Here is a 5,237-nt window from a genome sequence, read left to right as displayed (position 1 = left end):
CGCATGCCGGGACATGTAACGCTTTGAGCAACGAAGGTATGGAGGTCGATATTAAGCATTAGTGGATGAAATGTTGCTTCCTCGTCCCTAACGGCACCAACCGGCATGCACAAGAGCGCAATATGCTAGAATGCTGCCCCATTTTCACTCGCGCGAGAATAGCTGCCATGCATTGCCCCTTTTGCCAAACGGCCGATACCAAAGTCGTGGATTCTCGCCTTGTGGCCGAGGGCGGTCAAGTGCGCCGCCGCCGCGAGTGCCAACAATGCAAAGAACGCTTCACCACCTTTGAAATCGCCGAGCTGCTATTGCCCCGCATGATTAAACAAGACGGCTCACGCGAGCCCTTCGACGAACAAAAATTGCGTGCCGGCCTACAGCGTGCATTAGAAAAACGCCCGGTAAGTACTGAAAACATAGAAGCCGCCATTAATCAGATTAAATACTTCCTGCAAGCCATGGGCGAACGCGAAGTGGATTCCCGCATTGTGGGCGAAAAGGTGATGGAAGTACTACGGCAGCTCGATGGCGTAGCCTATGTGCGCTTTGCCTCGGTTTATCGCAGTTTTAAAGACATCGATGAATTCCGCGCCGAATTGGACCGCTTAGAAAAGGACCCCAGCCAATGAGCATGACTCACAGCGACCTCGATTCCATGAACCGAGCACTGCAACTGGCAGAGCTTGGCATGTATTCCACCATGCCCAACCCCCGCGTGGGCTGTGTGGTTGTGGCAGAGAACGGCGATCGCATTGGCGACGGCTATCATTTACGCGCCGGCGAAGGCCATGCCGAAGTGAACGCACTAACCATGGCCGGTTTAAGGGCACGCGGGGCCGCAGTCTACGTCACGCTGGAGCCTTGCAATCACCAAGGGCGCACCGGCCCCTGCAGCCAAGCACTTATCGATGCAGGTATTACCGAAGTCGTTTACGGCATGCAAGACCCCAACCCGCTTGTTGCGGGCCAAGGCCTACAACGCCTACGCGATGCGGGTATTACTGTGCGCGGCCCGCTACTTGAAGAGCAAGCCAAAGATCTTAACCCAGGCTTTATCAAACGCATGCGCACCGGCCGGCCTTATGTTCGCTGTAAGCTCGCCATGAGCTTAGACGGCCGCACAGCCATGGAAAGCGGCGAAAGCCAATGGATTACCGGTAGTCACGCACGCGAAGACGTACAAAAATTGCGTGCCCGCAGCTGCAGCATTATTACCGGTGCCGGCACCGTATTAGCCGACGACCCTGCGCTAACCGTTCGCAGCCCCGCACTTGGCGACAATCCTCGCCAGCCCTTGCGAGTGGTGGTCGATAGCCAACTGCGCACACCCGTCGATGCGACGATTTTAAGCCAACCAGAACATACCGTTTTTGCTTGCGCACAAGAAGTCAGCGAGCACGGCAAAGCCTGCGCTTGGTCCTTGCGAGAGAACCACACTACCCAAGTGGACTTGCGCGCACTGATCGAAAAACTCGGCAACGAACAACACAACGAAGTCTTAATAGAAGCAGGCCCAACACTGGCAGGCGCTTTTTTACAAGCCGGGTTAATCGATGAAATAGTCGTTTATATGGCCGGTAAGCTAATGGGCAGCACTGGCAAACCACTGTTTGAGCTTCCTATCAGCGAAATGAGTCATAATATTCAACTCGACATCGTTAACGTACAACCAGTAGGGCCGGATTGGCGCATTATCGCCAAGCCGCACAACACCCTCGACCCAATTAACCCAAAGCCTTCGGAGCAATAACCGCATGTTTACTGGTATCGTCGAAGCCCTTGGTACTATTGCCGCCGCGCAACCTAAAAATGGCGACTTACGCCTACACATTAAAGCGCCTACATTAGACTGGAGCGACGTCGCATTGGGCGACTCCATCGCCACCAACGGCGTTTGCTTAACCGTAGTAGAACTCAGCGGCAATGGTTATTGGGCCGACGTCTCGAACGAGACAATAAACTTCACCACGGTATCTCAATGGCAAGTGGGTAAAGTCGTGAATTTAGAAAAGGCCCTTACACCACAAACGCGCTTGGGCGGCCATATTGTCAGCGGCCACGTGGATGGTATTGGCGAAGTGGTTAGCCGTAAACCGGATGCCCGCAGCGAACGCTTCACGTTGCGCGCGCCCAAAGAGCTGGCAAAATATATTGCCCATAAAGGCTCGATTACTATTGATGGCACCAGCCTTACGGTGAACGCCGTTAACGGCTGCGAGTTCGAACTTAACATTGTGCCGCACACACTTGAAAAAACAGTGATTGGTCACTACCAAGCCGGCAGCCAGGTTAACTTAGAAGTCGATGTCTTAGCCCGCTACCTCGAGCGATTAATGCTCGGAGAAAAAGCCGCCGAAGGTAAAGCCACACTCACTGAAGGCTTTTTAGCCGAACACGGTTTCATGAAGTAACCCAACATGAAAAACTCTAAAGCAACAGTATTCACAACCACACTTACAATCACCCGAAGAGGCAAGCAGTGGAATTAAATACCCCCGCCGAGCTAATTGAAGATATCCGCCAAGGCAAAATGGTTGTTTTGATGGATGACGAAGACCGCGAAAACGAAGGCGACCTGATTATGGCCGCCGAACAAGTGCGCCCCGAAGACATTAACTTTATGGCCAAGCACGCACGCGGACTTATTTGCTTAACCCTGAGCGAAGAGCGCTGCCGCCTGCTGGAATTACCTTTAATGGTACGCGACAACCACGCGGCACACGCCACCAATTTTACCGTCAGTATCGAAGCGGCCACCGGCGTAACGACCGGCATTAGTGCTGCCGACCGCGCTCTCACTATTCGCGCTGCGGTAAAGCGGGATGCCACACCCAAAAGTATCGTTCAACCAGGTCATATTTTTCCATTAATGGCGCAGCCCGGCGGTGTGTTAAGTCGCGCTGGCCATACCGAAGCCGGTTGCGACCTAGCGCGCTTAGCCGGTTTCGAACCCGCGGGTGTGATTGTTGAAATTATGAATGACGACGGCAGTATGGCGCGCCAAAAAGATTTGCTCGCCTTCGCCAAAGAACATAACCTGAAGATTGGCACCATCGCCGACCTAATTCAACACCGTACCGTAGAAGAAAAAACCGTAGATTGCACCAATGAACGACAAGTGCATACAGAATACGGCGAGTTCACACTAAAAACCTATATCGACAAAGCCCGGCGCGAGCACCATTTTGCGTTTGTGCTTGGCAAGATTGAAGCCGACAAACCCACCCTAGTGCGCGTACATGTAGGCTCTACCGCACGTGATGTTTTAGGTATTCTGCGCACCGACGAGCATGGGCCTGATGGCTCTAAATCTTGGACTTTTCACGCTGCTATGCAAAAAGTCGCTGCCGAAGGCGCTGGCGTGGTGGTCTTAATTTGCCACAGCGAAACCACCGAAGAAATAGAAGAAAGCATCGACTGGTTAATTAGCGGCCGCACCCAACGCCCCAAAGCCGAACTGGCCTATAAGCAAGTGGGCACCGGCTCGCAAATATTAAAAGACCTCGGGGTCAGCAAAATGCGCCTACTGAGCGCGCCATTTAAATTTAGTGCGCTATCGGGCTTTAACCTCGAAGTCATCGAATACATTCAACATTAAAATTTCGCGCCAAGCGGCGTGCACAACTTAAGAGAAAACCTCATGAACATTATTGAAGGCGATTTTAAAAACTCAGATGGCAAATACGCATTGCTCGTTAGCCGCTGGAACAGCTTTGTAGTTGAACACCTTAAAGATGGCGCAATCGATACCCTTAAACGCCACGGCATAGATGAAGCCAACATCGACATCATCTATGCGCCGGGTGCTTTTGAATTCCCCATTGCCGCGCAAAAAATTGCGGCCAGCGGTAAATACGACGCCATCATCGCTTTGGGCGCCGTTATTCGCGGTGGCACACCGCACTTTGAATATGTCGCTGGCGAATGCACTAAAGGCTTAGCGCAAGTTTCTTTACAAGCTGCACTGCCCATCACCTTTGGCGTATTAACGGTTGATAGCATCGAACAAGCGATCGAGCGCAGCGGCACCAAAGCCGGCAATAAAGGCTGCGAAGCCGCCAGCACCGCCCTCGAAATGGTTTCTCTATTAGGTAAGCTTTAATGTCTCAGAACCCCATGCCCGCTTTGCGCAGCAAAGCACGCCACTACGCCACGCAAGCACTGTATCAATGGCAAATGACCAAAGCGCATCTCAATACCGTCGAAGCGGAATACCGCGCCGATAACGATATGAGCAAAGTCGATGTGGATTATTTACACGAACTTATCCACAACGTGCCTGCCAATATCAGCACCATTGAAACCGATTTCTTACCGCACCTCACAGAAATCACCCTAGAGCAAATCGATCCGATCAGCTTGGCCATCTTGCGCCTCTCTTGTTACGAGCTTCGCTTTCGTCTCGACGTGCCTTATAAAGTTGTGATTAACGAAGCCCTAATCTTAGCCAAGCGCTTTGGTGCTACAGATAGCCACAAGTTTATTAACGGTGTTCTAGACAAGGTCGCCCCTCGTGTTCGCACAGCCGAAGTTCAAGCCCAAGGTAAGCGATAACCATGAATGAGTTTGCGCTGATTCGCCAGCATTTTGCCAAGGCCATCGTCAATGATGATGTAGCTTTAGGCATTGGTGACGACTGCGCATTATTGATCCCCCCCATCGGTAAGCACCTAGCCGTTTCGATGGATACACTGGTAGCGGGCACTCACTTTCCAGAAGGAATGGCCGCTCGCCATATTGCCACCCGCGCACTCGCCACCGCGCTTAGCGATCTTGCCGCCATGGGCGCCGAGCCACTGTGGTTTACCCTTGGCCTCACCTTACCCAAGGCCGATAACGAATGGGTAAGTGAATTCTGTGAAGGCCTTCTGCACTTTGCCGATACACATAATTGCGCACTCGTCGGTGGTGATATTACCCGTGGCCCCCTCACCATTACCGTGCAAGTACACGGTGCAACAGCACCCAACAAAGCTTTGCGGCGCAGCGGTGCCAAGCCCGACGACATCATTTATGTAACCGGCAGCCTTGGCGACGGTGCCGCCGCATTAGCGGTTTTACAACAAAAGTTTACCGTGCGCCGCAGCTCGCAAGATTATTTACAACAACGGTTTTACCGCCCAACACCACGCCTTATAGAAGGCCAGCTGTTGGTCGACATCGCCAGCGCCGCCATCGACATTTCAGATGGTCTGCATGCCGACCTCGGTCATATTTGCGATGCCAGTGGCGTAGGC

At 52.6% G+C, this 5,237-nt stretch carries 7 protein-coding genes; all 7 read left to right on the top strand.

The annotated features are described in order from the left end of the window. The first annotated feature begins 167 nt into the window (after positions 1–167). Positions 168–629 (top strand): transcriptional regulator NrdR, encoded by a 462-nt coding sequence (nrdR, locus tag AC3A8L_RS02420; protein ID WP_487960628.1) that lies wholly within the window; start codon positions 168–170, stop codon positions 627–629. After that, a complete protein-coding gene (gene ribD / locus AC3A8L_RS02415; protein WP_487960627.1) occupies positions 626–1,750 on the top strand; it encodes a bifunctional diaminohydroxyphosphoribosylaminopyrimidine deaminase/5-amino-6-(5-phosphoribosylamino)uracil reductase RibD in 1,125 nt (374 codons plus the stop codon). Before nrdR ends, ribD begins: the two co-directional genes overlap by 4 nt. Before the next feature lie 4 nt (positions 1,751–1,754). Next, a complete protein-coding gene (locus AC3A8L_RS02410; RefSeq protein ID WP_487960626.1) occupies positions 1,755–2,411 on the top strand; it encodes a riboflavin synthase in 657 nt (218 codons plus the stop codon). Positions 2,412–2,479: 68 nt separating this feature from the next. Beyond that, on the top strand, positions 2,480–3,598 hold the full coding sequence (gene ribBA, locus AC3A8L_RS02405) for a bifunctional 3,4-dihydroxy-2-butanone-4-phosphate synthase/GTP cyclohydrolase II (protein ID WP_487960625.1): 1,119 nt from the start codon (positions 2,480–2,482) through the stop codon (positions 3,596–3,598). A 42-nt stretch (positions 3,599–3,640) separates the two neighbouring features. Further along, on the top strand, positions 3,641–4,102 hold the full coding sequence (gene ribH / locus AC3A8L_RS02400; RefSeq protein ID WP_487960624.1) for a 6,7-dimethyl-8-ribityllumazine synthase: 462 nt from the start codon (positions 3,641–3,643) through the stop codon (positions 4,100–4,102). Continuing rightward, positions 4,102–4,554, top strand: a complete 453-nt coding sequence (nusB, locus tag AC3A8L_RS02395) for a transcription antitermination factor NusB (RefSeq protein ID WP_487960623.1) — start codon at positions 4,102–4,104, stop codon at positions 4,552–4,554. Before ribH ends, nusB begins: the two co-directional genes overlap by 1 nt. Positions 4,555–4,556: 2 nt before the next feature. Beyond that, positions 4,557–5,237, top strand: a 681-nt coding sequence (thiL, locus tag AC3A8L_RS02390; RefSeq protein ID WP_487960622.1) for a thiamine-phosphate kinase, incomplete at its 3' end; no start/stop codon positions are given.

It is taken from the genome of Marinagarivorans sp. (assembly GCF_982758155.1).
This window is presented reverse-complemented; position numbering and strand designations above follow the sequence as displayed.